The sequence below is a fragment of the Paractinoplanes durhamensis genome (genome assembly GCF_016862175.1).
Taxonomy (GTDB): Bacteria; Actinomycetota; Actinomycetes; order Mycobacteriales; family Micromonosporaceae; genus Actinoplanes; species Actinoplanes durhamensis.
This window is the reverse complement of record NZ_BOML01000022.1, coordinates 105,128-121,208: the sequence shown is the minus strand read 5'-3', so window position 1 is coordinate 121,208 and position 16,081 is coordinate 105,128. Positions and strand designations below refer to the sequence as shown.

The window sequence follows — 16,081 nt, the reverse complement described above, 5'->3', positions numbered from 1 at the left end:
TCTCGTTGCAGGGAAAGGTCGCCCTCGCCCGGTTGCGGCAGCGCGTAACGGGGGAATCGGGACGTGAAGGTAAAACCAAGAGCGACGGGCGACCTCCCCTGCACCAAGTCCCGGTAAGGTTCGCGCAAGCGATGGCGTCATCACCTCCGGGGTCGAGAAACGTGGATGTGCCGTACCTGCAGGTGCTCGGCCCGCTGCGTGTCTGGCGTGCCGGTGCCGAGCTCGATGTCGGCCCCCGTCAGCAGGCATCTTTGCTGGCACTTCTCCTGGCCCGGGCGGGCCGGCCGACCAGCACGAGCGAGCTGATCGATCTGATCTGGGGCGAGGACGTCCCGGCCAGCGCTCTCAACATCATTCACAAGTACGTCAGCGCGTTGCGCCGCCTCCTCGAACCCTCGCTCCCGGCCCGGGAAAGCGGTTCGTTCCTGCACCGCCGCGGCAACTCCTACCTGTTCGCGGCCGTTCCCGGCACCGTTGACCTGGTCGCCTTCCGATCGCTGGTCGAAGCGGCCGACCAGAAGCAGAGCGACGCGGCCCTCGACCACTACGTCGAGGCGCTCGGTCTCTGGCGCGGCCCGGCCGGCGACGGGATCAGCGCCGGGCCCGGGGCCACGACCGTCTTCGCCGCTCTCGACCACGAGTTCTTCGACGCCTGCACCGTGGCCGCCGAGCTGGCCGTGGCGGCGGGCCGCCCGGCACGGGTGCTCCCGGCCCTGCAGCTGGCCGCGTCGATGGCACCGTTCCACGAACCCGTGCAGGCCGGCCTGGTCGCCGCCCTCGGTGCCGCCGGACGCCAGGCCGAGGCGCTGACGGTGTTCCGCACGGTCCGCGACCGGCTCGCCGACGAGCTCGGGGTCGACCCGGGCCCGGCGCTCACCGACGCGCACCGCCGGGTTCTCACCCAGCCGCCGGCACCGCATCCGGTGGGCCCGGCGGACGGCACCGGCGATCTGGTCGGCCGGGTCGAGGAGTTCACGATGCTGCGCCGCACCGTGCAGAGCGCGCTCGCCGGCCGCACCGCGATCGGCATCGTCGAGGGCGAACCGGGCGTGGGCAAGACCCGCCTGCTGGAGGAGACCGCCGCGGTGGCCGGCCGGCAGGGCGCCCTGGTCGTCTGGGGCTCCTGTCTGGAGGGTGACGGCACGCCGGCGATGTGGCCGTGGGAGCAGGCGCTGGGCGCGGTGGTCGGCAGCCTGTCGAGTCCGGCGCGGGAGAAATGGCTGGCCGGCGAGCTCGGCAGCCTCCTCGAACCGCAGGACGGCCCGGCCCGCACGGTGCCCGACGGCAACGCCCAGTTCCGGCTGTTCGAGCAGGTCGTCGCCCTGGTCGGGCAGGCCGCGGCGCAGCGGCCGACCGTGCTCATCCTCGACGATCTGCAGTGGGCCGACGCCGCCTCCCTGCAGCTGTTCGGCCACCTGGCGAGCCGGCTGCCGCACCGCACCGCGATCATCGGTGCCCTCCGGGACCGCGCGCCCACGCCCAGCACCGCACTCGCCCAGGTGCTGGCGGCGGCCGGCCGGCGGCCCGGGCACCGCCGGCTCCGGCTCGGGCCGCTCGGCCTGGCCGACGTGGCCGCGCTCGTCCGCACCGAGGCCGGCCGCGACCCCGGGGACGCGGTGGCGCGCGCCATTCACGCCCGTACGGAAGGAAATCCGTTCTTCGTCCGGGAGTTGTCCCGATTGTTGAGCGAGGCCGGGGCGCTCGCCGAGGAGGTACCGGCCACCGTGCGTGACGTCGTCCGCGACCGGATGGCCGGCCTCGACGACGGCGCCCGCGACCTGCTGCACATGGCCGCGCTGATCGGCCGCGACGTCGACCTCGGGCTGCTGTCGCGGGCCACCGGGGTGGCGGTGGCCGACTGCCTCGACCGGCTCGACCCGCTGCACGCGCTCGGCCTGCTCGAACCCGGGCCGGACGGGCCGTCCTCGCTACGCTTCGCGCACGACCTGGTGCGCGAGTCGGTCTCCGAGACGACGACGCGGCAGCAGGCGGTCCGGCTGCATCTGCGGGTCGCCGACGCGCTCGAGGAGATCCACGCCGACGACGAGGCGGTCGCCGAACGCCTCGCCTTCCACCTGTGGTCGGCCGGCCCGCTGGCCGAGCCGGCCCGCACCGCGGAGGCACTGATCCGGGCCGGCCGCCGGGCGGCCGCCAAGCTGGCGTTCGAGTCGGCCGGCCGGCAGCTGCGGTCGGCCGTGCAGGTCACCCGGGCGGCCGGGCTGATGGATCGGGAGCTGGCCGCGCTCACCCTGCTCGCCATCGTCGTCCGGCGGCAGGCCGGGTTCGACGCCTCCACCGTCGACCTGCTCGACCGGGCCGAATACCTGGCCCGCTCGCTCGGCCGGGAGTCGGAGGCGGCCGACTTCTTCTTCATCCGGGTGATGGGGGCCTACACCGCGATCGAGGACGGCCGCGGGGAGCTGGCCGTCCGGATGCGCGAACTCGGCGCGGCGTCCGCCGATCCGGCCGTCCGGCGTTACGCCCGGCAGGCCTGGGGTCTGCACCAGTGGGACGTCGGCAACATCGGCGAGGCGTACCGGACCTTCACCGCGCCGGCCGAGGAGGGCCCCGGGGCCGAGACGCCACTGCGGCAGGACGGCAGCATCCCCGGCGAGGGACCCGGGTGGCGGGCGGTGATGACCGCGCTGCACGGCGACGTCGGCACGGCGCTGGCCTTCGTCGACACCTGGGACGACCCGAGCGATCCGTACGCGGCCTCGGTCTGGGTCTATTACACCACCATGATCGCTTCGATGGCCGGCGACGCGGCGACGGCCGGGCGGGCCGGCGAGCGGTGGGCGGCGGCTGGGCTCGACCGGCTCGGCGCCCAGATCGACCACTACATCCGGCAGTACCGGTTGTGGGCGCGGGCGCTCGCCGGGGACGATCCGGCCGGTGCCGCGGGCGAGGCCGCGGAACTCCTGGACGCCGCCCTGCTCGACCCGCCGCAGTGGGGCCTCGCCTACCACTACGGGCTGATCGCCGAGATGTGGCTGGCGGCCGGGCTGCCCGACCGGGCCGCGGCCGCCCTCGACCGGGCCGACCAGGCCGTCCGGAACCATGGCCAGCGCTACGCCGAAGGACTGCTGATGCTGCTCAAGGCCCGTCTGCTGGATGCTCGCGGTGAACCCCGGCCGGCGGTCCGGACGGCCGCCGAGCAGGCCCGTGCCCGATCCGCCGCGACCGGGGCGCACCTGTTCGCCCGGCGGGCCGACGAGTTCCTGACCGAGCTGTGACCGGGCTGACCGGCCTGGCCCGCGGGCTCTCCGCCCCGAACGGCTTCGTCGTGGCCAGCCAGGTCGCCCCGCCGCCGGACGCGATCCGCCTGCTGAGCGGCATCCCGGCCCCGGAGGCGCTGCCGGTGGACGCGATCGCGCGGGCCTCGGCGGCGCTGTGGCAGGACCCGGCGGCCGCGGTCGCGGCGCTTCAGTATTCGCCCGCCCCGGGATCGGCCACGCTGCGGAACTGGATCGCCGAGCGGGAGGGCGTCGACCCGGGCCGGATCGTGGTGACCAACGGCGGCATGCACGGCCTCACCCTCGCGGTGCTGACCGTCGTCGAACGCGGCGACACGGTCGCGGTGGACGATCCGGTCTTTCCCGGGTTCCGCTGGGCCCTGGAGGTGTCGACGAACCGGATCCTGCCGGTACCGGTGCTCGCCGACGGCTTCGACGTCGACCACCTGGCCGGCCGGCTCGCCGCCGGTGACCGGATCGCCGCCGCCTACACGGTGCCCGACTTCCACAACCCGGCCCAGGTCAGCCTGTCGGCGGCGAAACGGGCGGCGCTGGTCGGGCTGGCCGAGCGGTACGGCTTCTACCTGCTCGTCGACGACCCGTACCGGGAGTTGCGCTTCGCCGGTGCGGACCAGGGCGTCGCGGTCTTCCACGATTCGGACCGGGCGATCCACGTCAACAGCTTCACCAAGACCCTCGGCCCCGGCTGGCGGGCCGGCTGGATGGTGCTGCCCGAGCACCTGGTGGACCCGGTGATCCGGCTGCGCAACCGGCTCGACGTGCACACCTCGTCGGTGACCCAGGCGATCGTCGAGCGCCTCGCCGGCGAGTTCGACGGCGTCGTGCACCGCGCCCGTGCCCTGTACCGGGAGCGGGCCGCGGTGCTGGTCGGCGCCCTGCACGAGCACCTGCCGGGCGCCTTCGAGATCCACACCCCCGAAGGCGGGCTGTTCCTCTGGGCCCGGCTTGCCGACGAGAGCGCCGACCCGGCGGCACTGTTCCGGCGGGCGGTCGCGGCCGGCGTCGTCTACCAGCCGGGCGAGTATTTCGCGGCGGGACCCGAGCAGCAGTCGGCGGCCCGGCATCTGAGGTTCGCCTACGGCGACCGCACCCCCGACGAGCTGCGCGAGGCGGTCCGCCGGCTGGCGGTGGCGTTCCGGTGAGCCGCCTCCCCCTACGGGCCATCGCCCCGTTCGCGGCCGGCTCGGTCGGCATGGGCATCTGGGTCAGCGTGCCGGGCATCTTCCTGCTGTACTTCCTGACCGACATCCTGGCCGTCCCGCCGCTGGTGGCCGGCCTGGCCCTGCTGGTGCCGAACATCGCCGACATCGTGCTGCACCCGTGGGTGGGCCGGCTCTCCGACGCCGACCTGGCCCGCCGCGGCCACCGCCGCCGGCTGATGTTCGCCGGCTGCCTGGTGGTGCTCGCCTTCCTGGCCCTGTTCGTGGTGCCGGCCGGCGTGCACGGGACGCCGGCCGCGGTGTGGGTCGCGGCGGCGCTGGTGGCCGGCAACCTGCTCTACTCCTTCTACCAGGTGTCCTATCTGGCCACCCCGGCCGACCTCGGCATCGGCTACCACGAGCGGACCCGCCTGATGGGCTACCGCAACGTGGTGATCACGGTCGGCGTACTGCTCAGCGGGGTGGCCGCGCCGCTGCTGGCCGGGGACGACCCCGGCGTCGGCGACTACACCCGGATGGCCCTGATCCTCGGCGCGGTCATGCTGGCGGCGCTGCTGACCGGCATCACCGGCGTCGGCCGGCTCAACCGGGCCGCGCCGGGCAGAATCGAGCCGGGACACCGCGGCGGTCTGCTGGTGGCGCTGCGCGACCGGCAGTTCCGGGCGCTGACCGCGTCGTACCTGACCGTGGCGATCACGATGAACCTGGTGCTGGCCGCGATGCCGTACTTCGCCCGGTACGAGCTCGGCGACGCGAAGCTCACCACCGTGCTGGTCGCCGCGTTCATGGCGCCCGCGGTCCTGGCCACTCCACTGTGGGTGCTGATCGCCCGGCGGATCGGCAAGCAGCGCGGCCTGCTCACCGCCCAGGCGGCGTTCGTGGCCGGCTCGCTGGTGCTGGCGGCCGGTGCCACGGCCGGGCTACCGGTGCTGATCGGGGCGGTGGTGGTGCTGGGCGTCGCGTTCGCCGGGATGCAGCTGATGCCGCTGTCGATGGTGCCGGACGTGGTCGCCGCGGCCGGCCCCGGCGGCGCCGCGAGCGCGGGCAGCTACACCGGAGTGTGGACAGCCGCCGAGGCCACCGGCGGCGCGCTCGGGCCGTACCTCTTCTCGGTCTGCCTGGCCGTCGGCGGCTTCGTGGCCGGGCAGGCGACCCAGTCTTCCGCGGTCCGCTACGGCTTCACCCTGGTGCCGGCCGTCCTGATGACGGCCGCCATCGTGCTGCAGCGCCGCTACACCCTGGACCGCGCCGCCCACGCCGTCACCGAGACGTCTCCCGCGCCGCCCGCTCGATGAAGGCCACCGCGGTGTCCGGCTGCGCGACGAACACCAGGTGCGAAGCGCCCTTGACCACCTGCGTCGTCGCCCCGGCCCGCGCGGCCATGAACCGCTGGGCGGCCGGCGGGATGATCCGGTCGGCGCCGCTGATCAGGTCGTAACTCGGAATGGTGTGCCACGCCTGCGGGCCTGCGGCGGGCTCACCGAGCGCGGCACCGGAGGCCGGCCGCTGCGCGATCGCCAGCAGTGCAGCGTCTTTTCCGGACAGATCGCCGCCGAAGTTGGCCCGGAACACCGCCGGGTCGATGTAGAGGTCGACCTGACCGCCGGGCATCGGCACCGCCTTGAGCGACTCTCCGACCGTGCTGCCCGGGAACCGCCCGGCCAGCTCCTGCACGCTCTCCCCCGCCTCCGGCACGAACGCAGCCAGGTAGACCAGCGCCCGCACATCGGTGTCCCCGGTCGCGGCGGCCGAGATGACCGCACCGCCGTACGAGTGCCCGACCAGCACGATCGGCCCCTGGATGCTGTCCAGCAGCGCCCGCACGGCCGCGGCGTCGGAGCCGAGTCCGCGCAACGGGTTCGGCGCCGCCACCACCGGATAGCCGTCCCTGAGCAGCCGCGCGGCGACCGCGTTGAACCCGCTGCTGTCCGCGAACGCACCGTGCACGAGCACGATCGTCGGCTTGGCCCCGCCCGCATGAGCACCCGCCGCACCGCCGGGAATCAACGCCAGGACAGCGGCCACGGCAGCGAAACTCATTTTGATCATCTTTCCTCTTCTCGGTTCGGCGGCGACTGTGCGACCGAAAAGTAGGGCGGGGCTCTGGATCCGCAGTGGACGGCGCGATCCAGTCGCGGTTCAGAGGACCGGGAACCGTGGGTGGGCGACCGGCGTCTGATCGCCACTACGAGGGGGCGGGGTCATGGGTGGTCGGGCGACGGCGTTGGTGGTCTGTCTGGTGTTACTGGCCGGTGGATGCGCCGAGCAGGCCGGCGCGGACAACGACAAGCCGTCCCGGAGGGACCGGGCGCACGGGATGCCGGCGGTCGAGGCGAGCTGGGTTTCCTGCGAGCAGTTCATCCCGGCGCCGGACGGCATGCTGTTCGGCGGCGGGGCGAAGGCCGCGGTGCTGCCCATGCTGGACGAGAGTTTCCCGCCGGTGGCCGCGGTAATCTGCCGCAGTGACTCGCAGCCGCATCCGGGCGGCGGGTGGGACCTGGTGGCGATCGAGGAGCGCGCGGACGACATCACCGCCCTGGTCGCGGCGCTGCGGCTGCCGGATCAGAACGTGCACGACTGCCACGGGGAGTTCTGGGCGCAGTACATTCCCTGGCTGGCGCTGGTCGACGCGCAGGGCCGGTGGATCCGCCCCGGCATCCCGCTCGCCCCGTGCAACGCGCCGCGGGCCGAGGTCAAGACCGCGATCGAGCAGCTGACCACGACCCGGGTGTCGACCCGGGTCCTGCGCCGCAACGACCGGGACGTGGCCAAGGCCGGCGGGTGCCACGACTCCGAGGAGTACGACCAGGTCTTCGGCCCGGACCGGATGCCGGTCCCGGCGACGCTGCCGGACGCCGGCATCCCGATGCGGGTCTGCCGCTTCCTCGCCGAGCCGACCGTGGAGGACGGCCGGACCTACTACCTTCGGGGCCTGCTGCAGGACGGCGAACAGCTGACCGCCGCGGGGTGGGCGGCGGTCCGGCACGAGATCGACGTCGCGCCGCCGGCCGCGCCGTGCAACCAGGTCAGCCCGCGGTTCGCCGTGCTGCGGGAGAAATCGTGGAGCCGGCCGGTCTCGGTGGAGGCGGACGGCTGCCGCCGGGTGCTGATCGAGGGCAGCGAATTCAACCTCGGCGACATGCGGCAGGGCTCGGGGAAACTGGTGTCGCTGCTTTACCACCGATAGGCAATAATGGGGCCCGAAATGGTTCTGCGGAAGGAATTACATGGAGGAACGCCCCGAGTCGCTCTCCCGGCAGATTTACGCAATGCTCCGCGAGGGCATTATCCGGGGGCGTTGGCCGCAGGGTTCCCGGCTGGCCGAGCAGCGCCTGGCGCAGGAGTTCCAGGTGTCGCGGGTGCCGATGCGCGAGGCGGTCCCGATGCTCGAGGTGGACGGCTTCGTGCAGACCCTGCCGCGGCGCGGCGCGGTCGTGTCGAGCTGGTCGGTCAAGGCCGCCAACGACCTGTTCGACCTGCGGCTCTGCCTGGAGGTCGGGGCCGCGCGCTACGCCGCCCGGGAGGTGGCCGGCGGCGCCTCGACCGGGCCGCTGGAGGCCGCGCTGGAGCAGTCCCGCCGGGCGGTGGCCGAGCGCGACTCCTACGCGATCGCGCGGGACAGCACCGCGTTCCACGAAATCATCGTCGACCTGACCGACAACGCATTGATGCGCTCGCTGATGCGCTCTGTTTCCGGTCGCATGATGTGGCTGTTCTTCATGACTTCCGAGCTGGATCCGGTCGACGCTCTCTCCGGGCACGAGGAATTGCTGCGGGCGATCGGGTCGGGTAATGAGCGGGTCGCGGAATCGGTGGCGTACACACATATCGAGAGCGACCGGCTCGAATCGCTGGTCGCCCTCAAACGGCTCGGGATCGCATAGGACGTAACTGTTCACCTGGTCCCGGCCGAACGTCGCGCAGGTCAGGCGGCCACCCAACGACGGGCCAGGGCCGGGCCGCGGGACGGGGCTACCAACTTCGCGGAAGTTGGGGCCTCGCCCCAAAGCAGCCAGAGGCCGAGATCAAGGAAAACGGGCTCTCGCCGCACGCCCGACCGCCCCACATCAAGGAAAACGGGCTCTCGCCGCGCGCCCGACTGCCCTACATCAAGGAAAACGGGCTCCCACCGCTGCGCAGACCCCGACATCAAGGAAAACGGGGTCAGCCGGCGCGGCAACCAGCTGAACAGTTGCACAGGGCGGGCGGGGGCACCCGCCCTGTGCAAGCCGGTCAGCTCTTGATGCCGAGCTTCGCGAAGTTCAGCTCGTTGGCGCCGATGTTGTGCGACTCGGCCACCCCGGTCAGCCACTTCTGGGTCACGACCCAGTCCTTGTTGTAGGAGAAGTTGAGGTAGCAGCCGGCGGCCGCGTACTTGGTGGCGGCCGCGACGAACAGGTCGTTGTCGCCGGTCAGGACGGCCTTGTCGAGGTCGGCGTCGACCGCCGGGTCGTCGCAGCCGAAGTAGTTGATGCCGCCGGACTTGTCCCAGAAGACGTGCCCCCACATGTACGGGTTGCCGCCGTCCGGCCCGTTGTTGCCGTCGAAGAAGGCGTCCGGCCCCTTCGCCGGGTCGTTCACCCAGTCGAAGACCTGCGCGGTCGGGTAGCCCTGCGCGGTCGCCTTGATGTTCAGGGTGGCCATCTGGGCGGCGACGATGGTGGCGAGCTGCTGGGCGTTCGGGTTGCCGGTGGCGTACCCGATGGTCATCGTGGAACCGGCGGGCAGCGTCGCGGCGTACGCCTTCAGCACCTCGGGTTTGTAGTTGATCTCCTGCTTGTCGGCCCCGCCGGGGATCATGCCCTTGGCGTAGAGGGTGGTGGCCACCTCGGAGCGGTTGCCGAGCACCTGCGGGATGAGTTTCTCCCGGTCGAGCGACTGCAGGAAGGCGAGCCGGGCCTCGGCGGTCTTGAAGAAGGTGCCGCTCGGGTTGAGCGTGACCAGCGCCGACTGCAGAGTCGGCAGCAGGTAGCTGTCGACCGCGCCCGAGCTCTCGTACTTCTTGAGGTCGGACGACGGCAGCGCGGCCACGATCGCCGACACGTCACCCTTGTCGAACGCCAGCTCCAGCGCCGAGGAGTCGTTGTAGACCGGCAGCTCGACCTTGGTGAACGGCGACTTGGTGCCCCAGTAGCCGGCGAACTGGGTGAGCGAGTACTTCGTGCCGGTCTGCACCGCGCTCAGCTCGTACGGTCCGCTGCCGATGTCGTGCGTGGTGAGGTAGGTCTGGGCGTTGTCGCTGCCCTTGTTCTTGGCGAGGGCGTCCGGCGAGATCATCTTGGGCCCGAACGGCGAGGCGAGGTAATCGAGGAACGCCGCGTTGCCCTCCTTCAGGGTGACCACCGCGGTCGCCGGGTCGGTCGTGTCGACGCTCTGCACGCCGGCCGTCATGTAGGCGGCGCCGCCCTTGACGTCGGTGCGCCGCTGCAGCGAGGTCTTGACCGCCGCCGAGGTGAACGCGGTGCCGTCGTGGAACTTGACGCCCTCCCGCAGGTGGAACGTGTAGACCTTCTTGTCCGCCGACACCTCCCACGTGGTGGCCAGCCGCGGCGCGATCTTCACGGTGTCGACGTTGTCCTCGTACTGGACCAGGCCCTCGTAGGTGTTGAGCACGATGGCCAGGCCGTTGTTGGCGTAGTAGATGTCCGGGTCCGGGGGCTGGCCGATGTCCCCGAGCAGCCCGACGGTCAGGGTGCCGTCGGTCGGGGCCGGGTTGGCCTGGGCCTGGTCGTCGTTGGAGGTGCCGGAACAGCCGGCCGCGAAGAGGACGGCGGTCAGCGCCGCCGCGGTAACACGCAATGGCTTCATGAAATATCTCCGGGGGATTTATAGGGCGATGCGCGGGTCGGCGAGTGCCTGGATCATGTCCACCACGGTGTTGGTCACGATGTAGACGGCGCCGAGCACGACGGTGACGCCGGCGATAGCCGGGTAGTCCGCCGCCGGGATGCTCTCCGCGAGGTAGTTGCCGATGCCGGGCCAGCTGAAGATCTGTTCGACGACGACCACGCCGGCGAACATGAAGCCCAGTTGGAGGCCGGCCATCGAGAGGCCGGGCCCGATCGAGTTGCGCAGGACGTGCCGGCCGAAGACGGCGGCCTCGGTGAGGCCTTTGGCCCGCGCGGTACGGACATGGTCGGCGCCCAGCGTCTGCTGAAGACTGGCGCGCAGGATGCGCCCGATGCTCACCGCGGGAGCCACCGCGAGCACAAAAGCGGGCAGGACGACGTGCTGCAGGCCGGCGCCGAAAACAGCCCAGTCACCGGTGACCAGGCTGTGCGCCAACAGGAACCCGTCGCCGCCCCGGCCGGTGGCGGGCAGCCAGCCGAGGTGCGCGTAGAACAGGATGATCCCGCCGAGGGCCAGCAGGAACGGCGGCGCGGTGGCGCCGACGAGCAGGATGCCGCGCACGAGCGTGCCGGCGAGGGTGCGGATGGTGGCGAACAGCGCCCCGAGCAGCAGGGCGAACAGGAACGCGACGACGACCAGCTCCACGGTGGCGGGCAGGAAGGCGCCCAGGTCGGTGACGACCGGCCGGTGGGTGCGGAAGGAGATCCCGAGATCGCCGCGGATCGCCTGGGTCAGGTAGTGCCAATACCGGCTGAGCAGCGGATCGTCCAGGTGCAACGAGACGCGTTCGGCGGCGACCGCGGCGGGCGAGGCGTTGGCCCCGAGGTACGCCTTGACCGGGTCGCCCGGCGAGTACTGCTGCAGGACGAAGACGGCGCCGGTCAGCACCAGCAGCACGATGATCGCGGCCCCGGTCCGCCGGGTCAGGAAGCCGATCATCGCCGGCCGTCCAGGAGCTCGCGCAGCGCGTCGCCGCCGAGGTTGGCGATCAGGCTCAGCAGCATCACCGCGAGGCCCGGCACGACCGGCACCCACCACTGGGCGAGCAGCTGACTCAGTGCCCGGGCGGTGTCGGCGCCCAGCTCCGGGGCGGGTGCGAGCTGGCCGAGCCCGATGAACGACAGCCCGGCGAGCAGCAGCACCACGTTGCCGATGTCGAGGCTGGCGGTGACGATCGCGGTCGGCACGGCGCCGGGCAGCAGGTGCCGCCGCAGGATCCGGCCCTTACCGGCGCCGGCCAGCCGAGCCGCTTCCACGTGCGGACGAGCGGCCAGCGCCCGGACCTCGCCGCGGATGATCCGGGCGTAGTAGGGCCACCAGACGATCGAGATGCCGATCAGGGTGTGTTCGAGGCCGGGGCCGAGCGCGGCCACGATGGCGATCGCGACCAGGACCCCGGGCAGCGCCAGGAACAGGTCGGTCAGCCGCATCAGGACGTTGTCGACCCAGCCGCCGGCCGCCCCCGCGACCAGCCCGATCAGCCCGCCGGCCAGCAGTCCCACCAGGACCACGGCCAGCGCCGACAGCCAGCTCGCCTGGATTCCCCACAGCGTCCGGCTGAGCAGGTCACGGCCGATCAGGTCGGTGCCGAGCAGATGGCCGGGCGAGCCGGGCGGCAGGTTGAAGTCGCCGACCGGCTGGATCGGGTCGTCCGGCGCGAGCCACCGCGCGGTCAGCGCGATCAGGGTGATCAAGCCGAGAAGACCGATCAAAACCCAGTTCAAGTTCTTGTTGTGTACGGCCGGGGTGCGCGCTCGCACTCCGAAGCGACGGGGGACGACGGCAGCATCACTCATGACGTGATCTCCGGGACGGCGGCGAGCAGGGTTCTCGTGTATTCCGCTTGGGGCCGCGACACCAGGTCGTCGGCGGCGCCGGTCTCGACGACCCGGCCACCGGTCATCACCACGATCCGGTCGCCCATGAGCCGGGCCACGGCCAGGTCGTGAGTGACGAAGACGACCGCCATGCCCAGGTCGCCGCGCAGTTTCCGGATCAGGTTGAGCACGCTCGCGGCCAGCGAGGCGTCGAGGGCGCTGGTCGGTTCGTCGCAGAGCAGCACGGCGGGCGGGACGATGGTGGCCCGGGCGAGGGCGACCCGCTGCCGCTGACCGCCGGACAGCTGCCGGGGGCGGGCGGTGGCCACCGTTATGGGGAGGCCGATCGCGGTGAGCGCCTTTTCTATCCGGTCGTCCTGCTCGGCCCGGCCCAATTTCAGCACTCGTTCACGGAGCAGCTCGCCGATCGTCAACCATGGGGTCAGCGACGAACCGGCGTCCTGGAAGACCATCTGGGTGCCGCCGGTGACCTCGCGGGTGCCGGCGGTCGGCTTGATCAGGCCGGCGATCACCCGGAGCAGCGTCGACTTGCCCGAGCCGCTCTCGCCGACGATCGACACCGCCTCGCCCGGCGCGACATCGAGGTCGACGCCGTCGAGGGCCTTCAACGTGCCGGCCCGGCGCCAGCCGTTGCGCACCTTGAAGTCGCAGCGGATGTCGCGCAGCTTCACCACCGGCTCCCCTTCAGCGGCCGCCCCGTGGCCGCCCGGGTCCGGCGCCGAATTCCCCGCCGGCATGTCCGAAATATCACGCCAACACGACTTTTGGTGGTCGCTGCCGGTCAGGGGCGGCTGCTCCTCCGCGCACCGATCCACGGCGAGGGGACATCGCGGGTGATACGCGCACCCCGAGCCACGCGAGCCTGCTTCGGCCTGAAGCGTCGGCAAGTCGCGGTCACGTGGGGTGGACAGCGACAGCCGCGACCGCAGCAACCCGGCGGTATAGGGGTGGGCGGGCGCGGTCAGCAGGTCACGGGTCGGGCCGAGCTCGGCCAGCCGCCCCGCGTACATCACCCCGATCCGGTCGGTGATCTGCGCGGCCACCGCGAGGTCGTGGGTGATGAACAGGACGCTGCAGCCGTACTCGTCGCGCAGATCCCGCAGCAACTTCAGCACCTGGGCCTGCACGGTCACGTCGAGCGCGGTGGTCGGCTCGTCGGCGATGATCAGCGACGGACGCCCGGCCACCGCGATCGCGGTCATCACGCGCTGCCGCAGCCCGCCGGAGAGCTCGTGCGGGTAGACCCGCAGCCGCAGCGCCGCGTCCGCCACCCCGACGTGTTCGAGCAGTTGCACGGCCTGCGCCCGGTCCCGGGTCACCTCGGTGATCTGCCGGCCGATCCGCATGGTCGGGTTCAGCGAGGTCATCGGGTCCTGGAAGATCACCCCGAGCTCGCGCCGCCGGACCGCCCGGTGCGCGGCGGCCGAGCCGTGCACCATGTCCACCCCGGCGACCTCGACCGTGCCGGTCACCTGCGGGTGGGCGTCCGGCGGCAGCAGACCCAGCAGGGAGAGGGCGAGCATGCTCTTGCCGGAGCCGGACTCGCCGACCAGCCCGAGGATCTCCCCCGGCCGCACCGACAGCGAGACCCCGCGCAGCACCGGATTGCCGCGCAGCGTGACGTGCAGATCATCGACCGACGCGATCATGCTGGGCCACCTCCCGGAAGATCTCGCCCGGCCGGCAGAACCAGACGTCGTCGCGGTGCGCGGCCAGGTGTTCGAGGGCCCGGCTGAGCGCCCGCAGCCGGAACGGCGCGCCCGAGATGAACGAGTGCGTCACCAGGCCCATCACCAGCGGCTGCTCGTCGGCCGCGGCGAGCAGCTCGTCGAACTCGTCGATCACCATCGCGGTGAAGTCGGCCGCCGACGCGGCCCGGCCGACCATCGTGGTGCTGTCGTTGAGTTCGAGCGGGTACGGGATGGACAGCAGCGGCCCGGAGTCGGTGGTCAGCCACACCGGCTGGTCGTCCATCCGCAGGTCCAGCACGTACCGGTAGCCGGTGGCGGCCAGCAGGTCGGGGGTGCGCGGGGTGTGCGTGAGCCACGGGCTCGACCAGCCACCCGGCGGCGTCCCCTCGGCGGTCGCGATCCGGCCGGCGACGTCGCTCAGGTAGGCCTTCTCGGCGGCGGCGTCGAGCCCGGCGAGGGTGTCCGAGTTGGTGATGCCGTGCGCCACGAACTCGGCCCCGAGCCGCCGCGCCGCATCGGTCACGTCCGGCGCGGTCTCGTACACCATGGTGTTGAGCAGCACCGTCGGCGGAATTCCGAACTCGGCCAGCCGGTGGAAGAGCCGGAACGCGCCGACCCGGTTGCCGTAGTCACGCCACGCGGTGTTGACCAGGTCGGGCGCCTCGACCCCGGGCAGCAGATCCTCGGTCAGCCCCTCGCCGAAGCGGTAGTCCTCGACCCCGACCGCGACGTAGACGGCGAGTTTCCGGCCGCCCGGCCAGCGGCCCGCGGGCCGGGTCGTGATCGGCGAATACTCGTATCTCATCGGGTCATCCCCACGTCGGTAGCGGCCGCGCGGCGGACCATCTGCTGATATTCCGGAAACCACCGGCCGGCGTCGGCGCGGGCCGCGGCGAGCGCGGGCGCCTTGGCGGCGAACACCTCCCGGGCCTCGGCGAGCAGGGCGTCCTCGTCGACGCCGACCATCCGCCCCCGCTCGGCGACGATCCGGCCGTCCACCATGGTCAAGGCGACGTCGGTTCCGCTTTCGCAATAAACCAATTGGCCGGGTACGTCGTTGAGCGGCGTGAACGCGATCCCGTGCAGGTCGAGCAGCGCCAGGTCGGCCAGGTGGCCGGGCGCGATCCGGCCGAGGTCGTCGCGCAGCATGGCGGCCGCCCCGCCGTCCCAAAGGCAGTCGAGCACCTCGGTCGCGGCCGGCCAGCGGTCGCTGTCCAGGCCGGTGACGTTGTGGATCAGCCCGGCCATCTTGACGACGCCCCACATGTTGACCGCGTCGTCGCAGATCGCCTCGTCCACGCCGAGACAGACCGGGATGCCGCGGTCGCGGATCGCCCGGAACGGCATGATCCCGCTGCCCAGCCGCAGGTTGCTGACCGGGTTGTGGGCCACGATCGAGCCGGCCGCGGCGATCAGGTCCCAGTCGTCCTCGTCGGTCCAGACCGCGTGGATGATGTTCATCCGGTCGCTGAGCAGGTCGAGGTCGGCGGTGTAGCGGACCAGCGAGCGGCCGCCGTGCTTCTCGGCGGCCAGGGTGCGCTGCACCCGGGTCTCCAGCATGTGCGCGTAGAGCGGCAGGCGGTGGCGGCGGCTCAGGTCGTCGAGCGCCGCGAAGTAGTCGGGCGTGACCCGCTGCGGCGCCGAGATCGACACCGCCGCGCCGAGCCGGCCACCCTCGGCGCCGTGCCAGCGGGAGATCAGGTACTCGTAGCGGGCGAGCAGCTCGGCGGCCGGCAGCGGGGCCGGTTTGCGCAGCTCGGCGGCCAGCTCCGCGGAGGGATCACGGAACGGCAGCTTGGCGCCCTCGGGCACCTCGGGCTGGTCGAGCGCGACGGTGGCCCGCAGGCCGCTGTCCGCGTACGCCTGCATGACCGCGTCGATGATCTCCGGTTCCGGGTACGGCATCAGGAACGCGTCGTCCTGCACACTCGTCGTCCCGGTCCGCACCATCTCGATCGCACCGAGCATGGTCCGGAGGTACGCCTCGCGCGGGGTGGGCCGCAGCGCCTCGGTGGCCGGCGACTCGTAGAGCATGAAGAGTTCGAGCGGCAGGCTGGGCAGCGAGCCCTTGAGGTGGTTGGCCGGCGAGTGGAAGTGCGCGTTGATCAGCCCAGGGACCAGAAGGTGGTGGCCGTGCCCGTCGATGATGCGATCCGCGTTTTGGTGAAGCCCCGCGCCGATCGCGGTGATGCGGTTGCCCTCGACCAGAACGTCGGTCAAGCGGTCGACGGCCGGGTAGGCGTAGACGTTGCGGAACAGCACGCTCATGCCGGCTCCCCGTTTCG

Annotated in this window: 12 protein-coding genes; 5 read left to right on the top strand and 7 right to left on the bottom strand. The window is 72.1% G+C overall.

The window, feature by feature from the left end; translation table 11 throughout:
* Positions 1-161: 161 nt before the first annotated feature.
* The 3 genes from Adu01nite_RS14145 to Adu01nite_RS14135 are packed head-to-tail and all read left to right on the top strand — an operon-like array spanning position 162 to position 5,712.
* Positions 162-3,236, top strand: a complete 3,075-nt coding sequence (locus tag Adu01nite_RS14145; RefSeq protein WP_239132384.1) for an ATP-binding protein — start codon at positions 162-164, stop codon at positions 3,234-3,236.
* Positions 3,233-4,399, top strand: a complete 1,167-nt coding sequence (locus Adu01nite_RS14140) for an aminotransferase-like domain-containing protein (RefSeq protein WP_203727200.1) — start codon at positions 3,233-3,235, stop codon at positions 4,397-4,399. The genes Adu01nite_RS14145 and Adu01nite_RS14140 overlap by 4 nt, the downstream gene beginning before the upstream one ends.
* Positions 4,396-5,712: an MFS transporter gene (locus Adu01nite_RS14135; RefSeq protein ID WP_239132383.1), complete on the top strand. Its 1,317-nt coding sequence runs from the start codon at positions 4,396-4,398 to the stop codon at positions 5,710-5,712. The genes Adu01nite_RS14140 and Adu01nite_RS14135 overlap by 4 nt, the downstream gene beginning before the upstream one ends.
* Here Adu01nite_RS14135 and Adu01nite_RS14130 read toward each other — a convergent pair.
* Positions 5,678-6,457 (bottom strand): alpha/beta fold hydrolase, encoded by a 780-nt coding sequence (locus tag Adu01nite_RS14130; protein WP_203727199.1) that lies wholly within the window; start codon positions 6,455-6,457, stop codon positions 5,678-5,680. The two genes, Adu01nite_RS14135 and Adu01nite_RS14130, sit on opposite strands and share 35 nt — an antisense overlap.
* Before the next feature lie 163 nt (positions 6,458-6,620).
* Between Adu01nite_RS14130 and Adu01nite_RS14125 the strand changes: the two genes are divergently transcribed.
* Both Adu01nite_RS14125 and Adu01nite_RS14120 read left to right on the top strand, forming a co-directional pair.
* Positions 6,621-7,604, top strand: a complete 984-nt coding sequence (locus Adu01nite_RS14125) for a hypothetical protein (RefSeq protein ID WP_203727198.1) — start codon at positions 6,621-6,623, stop codon at positions 7,602-7,604.
* A 40-nt stretch (positions 7,605-7,644) separates the two neighbouring features.
* On the top strand, positions 7,645-8,301 hold the full coding sequence (locus tag Adu01nite_RS14120) for a GntR family transcriptional regulator (protein WP_203727197.1): 657 nt from the start codon (positions 7,645-7,647) through the stop codon (positions 8,299-8,301).
* A 349-nt stretch (positions 8,302-8,650) separates the two neighbouring features.
* Here the strand turns inward: Adu01nite_RS14120 and Adu01nite_RS14115 are convergent, their stop codons facing one another.
* Genes Adu01nite_RS14115 through Adu01nite_RS14090 form a run of 6 tightly spaced genes read right to left on the bottom strand, consistent with a single transcriptional unit; the run spans position 8,651 to position 16,064 of the window.
* Complete coding sequence (locus tag Adu01nite_RS14115) at positions 8,651-10,225, bottom strand: ABC transporter substrate-binding protein (RefSeq protein WP_203727195.1); 1,575 nt, start codon at positions 10,223-10,225, stop codon at positions 8,651-8,653.
* Positions 10,226-10,243: 18 nt separating this feature from the next.
* On the bottom strand, positions 10,244-11,206 hold the full coding sequence (locus Adu01nite_RS14110) for an ABC transporter permease (RefSeq protein ID WP_203727194.1): 963 nt from the start codon (positions 11,204-11,206) through the stop codon (positions 10,244-10,246).
* Positions 11,203-12,063: an ABC transporter permease gene (locus Adu01nite_RS14105; RefSeq protein WP_203727193.1), complete on the bottom strand. Its 861-nt coding sequence runs from the start codon at positions 12,061-12,063 to the stop codon at positions 11,203-11,205. The genes Adu01nite_RS14110 and Adu01nite_RS14105 overlap by 4 nt, the downstream gene beginning before the upstream one ends.
* Positions 12,060-13,754: an oligopeptide/dipeptide ABC transporter ATP-binding protein gene (locus Adu01nite_RS14100; protein WP_203727192.1), complete on the bottom strand. Its 1,695-nt coding sequence runs from the start codon at positions 13,752-13,754 to the stop codon at positions 12,060-12,062. The genes Adu01nite_RS14105 and Adu01nite_RS14100 overlap by 4 nt, the downstream gene beginning before the upstream one ends.
* Positions 13,735-14,601, bottom strand: coding sequence for a polysaccharide deacetylase family protein (locus tag Adu01nite_RS14095; protein WP_203727191.1), 867 nt, complete (start codon positions 14,599-14,601; stop codon positions 13,735-13,737). The genes Adu01nite_RS14100 and Adu01nite_RS14095 overlap by 20 nt, the downstream gene beginning before the upstream one ends.
* Positions 14,598-16,064 carry an amidohydrolase family protein gene (locus tag Adu01nite_RS14090; protein WP_203727190.1) on the bottom strand — a complete coding sequence of 489 codons (1,467 nt, stop codon included), beginning with the start codon at positions 16,062-16,064 and terminating at the stop codon, positions 14,598-14,600. The genes Adu01nite_RS14095 and Adu01nite_RS14090 overlap by 4 nt, the downstream gene beginning before the upstream one ends.
* Positions 16,065-16,081: the final 17 nt, after the last annotated feature.

Excerpts from the sequence above, each read along its gene's own strand:
- Adu01nite_RS14130 (WP_203727199.1), bottom strand. The coding sequence starts at position 6,457 with ATGAGTTTCGCTGCCGTGGCCGCTGTCCTGGCGTTGATTCCCGGCGGT.
- Adu01nite_RS14125 (WP_203727198.1), top strand. The coding sequence starts at position 6,621 with ATGGGTGGTCGGGCGACGGCGTTGGTGGTCTGTCTGGTGTTACTGGCC.
- Adu01nite_RS14120 (WP_203727197.1), top strand. The coding sequence starts at position 7,645 with ATGGAGGAACGCCCCGAGTCGCTCTCCCGGCAGATTTACGCAATGCTC.
- Adu01nite_RS14115 (WP_203727195.1), bottom strand. The coding sequence starts at position 10,225 with ATGAAGCCATTGCGTGTTACCGCGGCGGCGCTGACCGCCGTCCTCTTC.
- Adu01nite_RS14110 (WP_203727194.1), bottom strand. The coding sequence starts at position 11,206 with ATGATCGGCTTCCTGACCCGGCGGACCGGGGCCGCGATCATCGTGCTG.
- Adu01nite_RS14105 (WP_203727193.1), bottom strand. The coding sequence starts at position 12,063 with ATGAGTGATGCTGCCGTCGTCCCCCGTCGCTTCGGAGTGCGAGCGCGC.
- Adu01nite_RS14100 (WP_203727192.1), bottom strand. The coding sequence starts at position 13,754 with ATGATCGCGTCGGTCGATGATCTGCACGTCACGCTGCGCGGCAATCCG.
- Adu01nite_RS14095 (WP_203727191.1), bottom strand. The coding sequence starts at position 14,601 with ATGAGATACGAGTATTCGCCGATCACGACCCGGCCCGCGGGCCGCTGG.
- Adu01nite_RS14090 (WP_203727190.1), bottom strand. The coding sequence starts at position 16,064 with ATGAGCGTGCTGTTCCGCAACGTCTACGCCTACCCGGCCGTCGACCGC.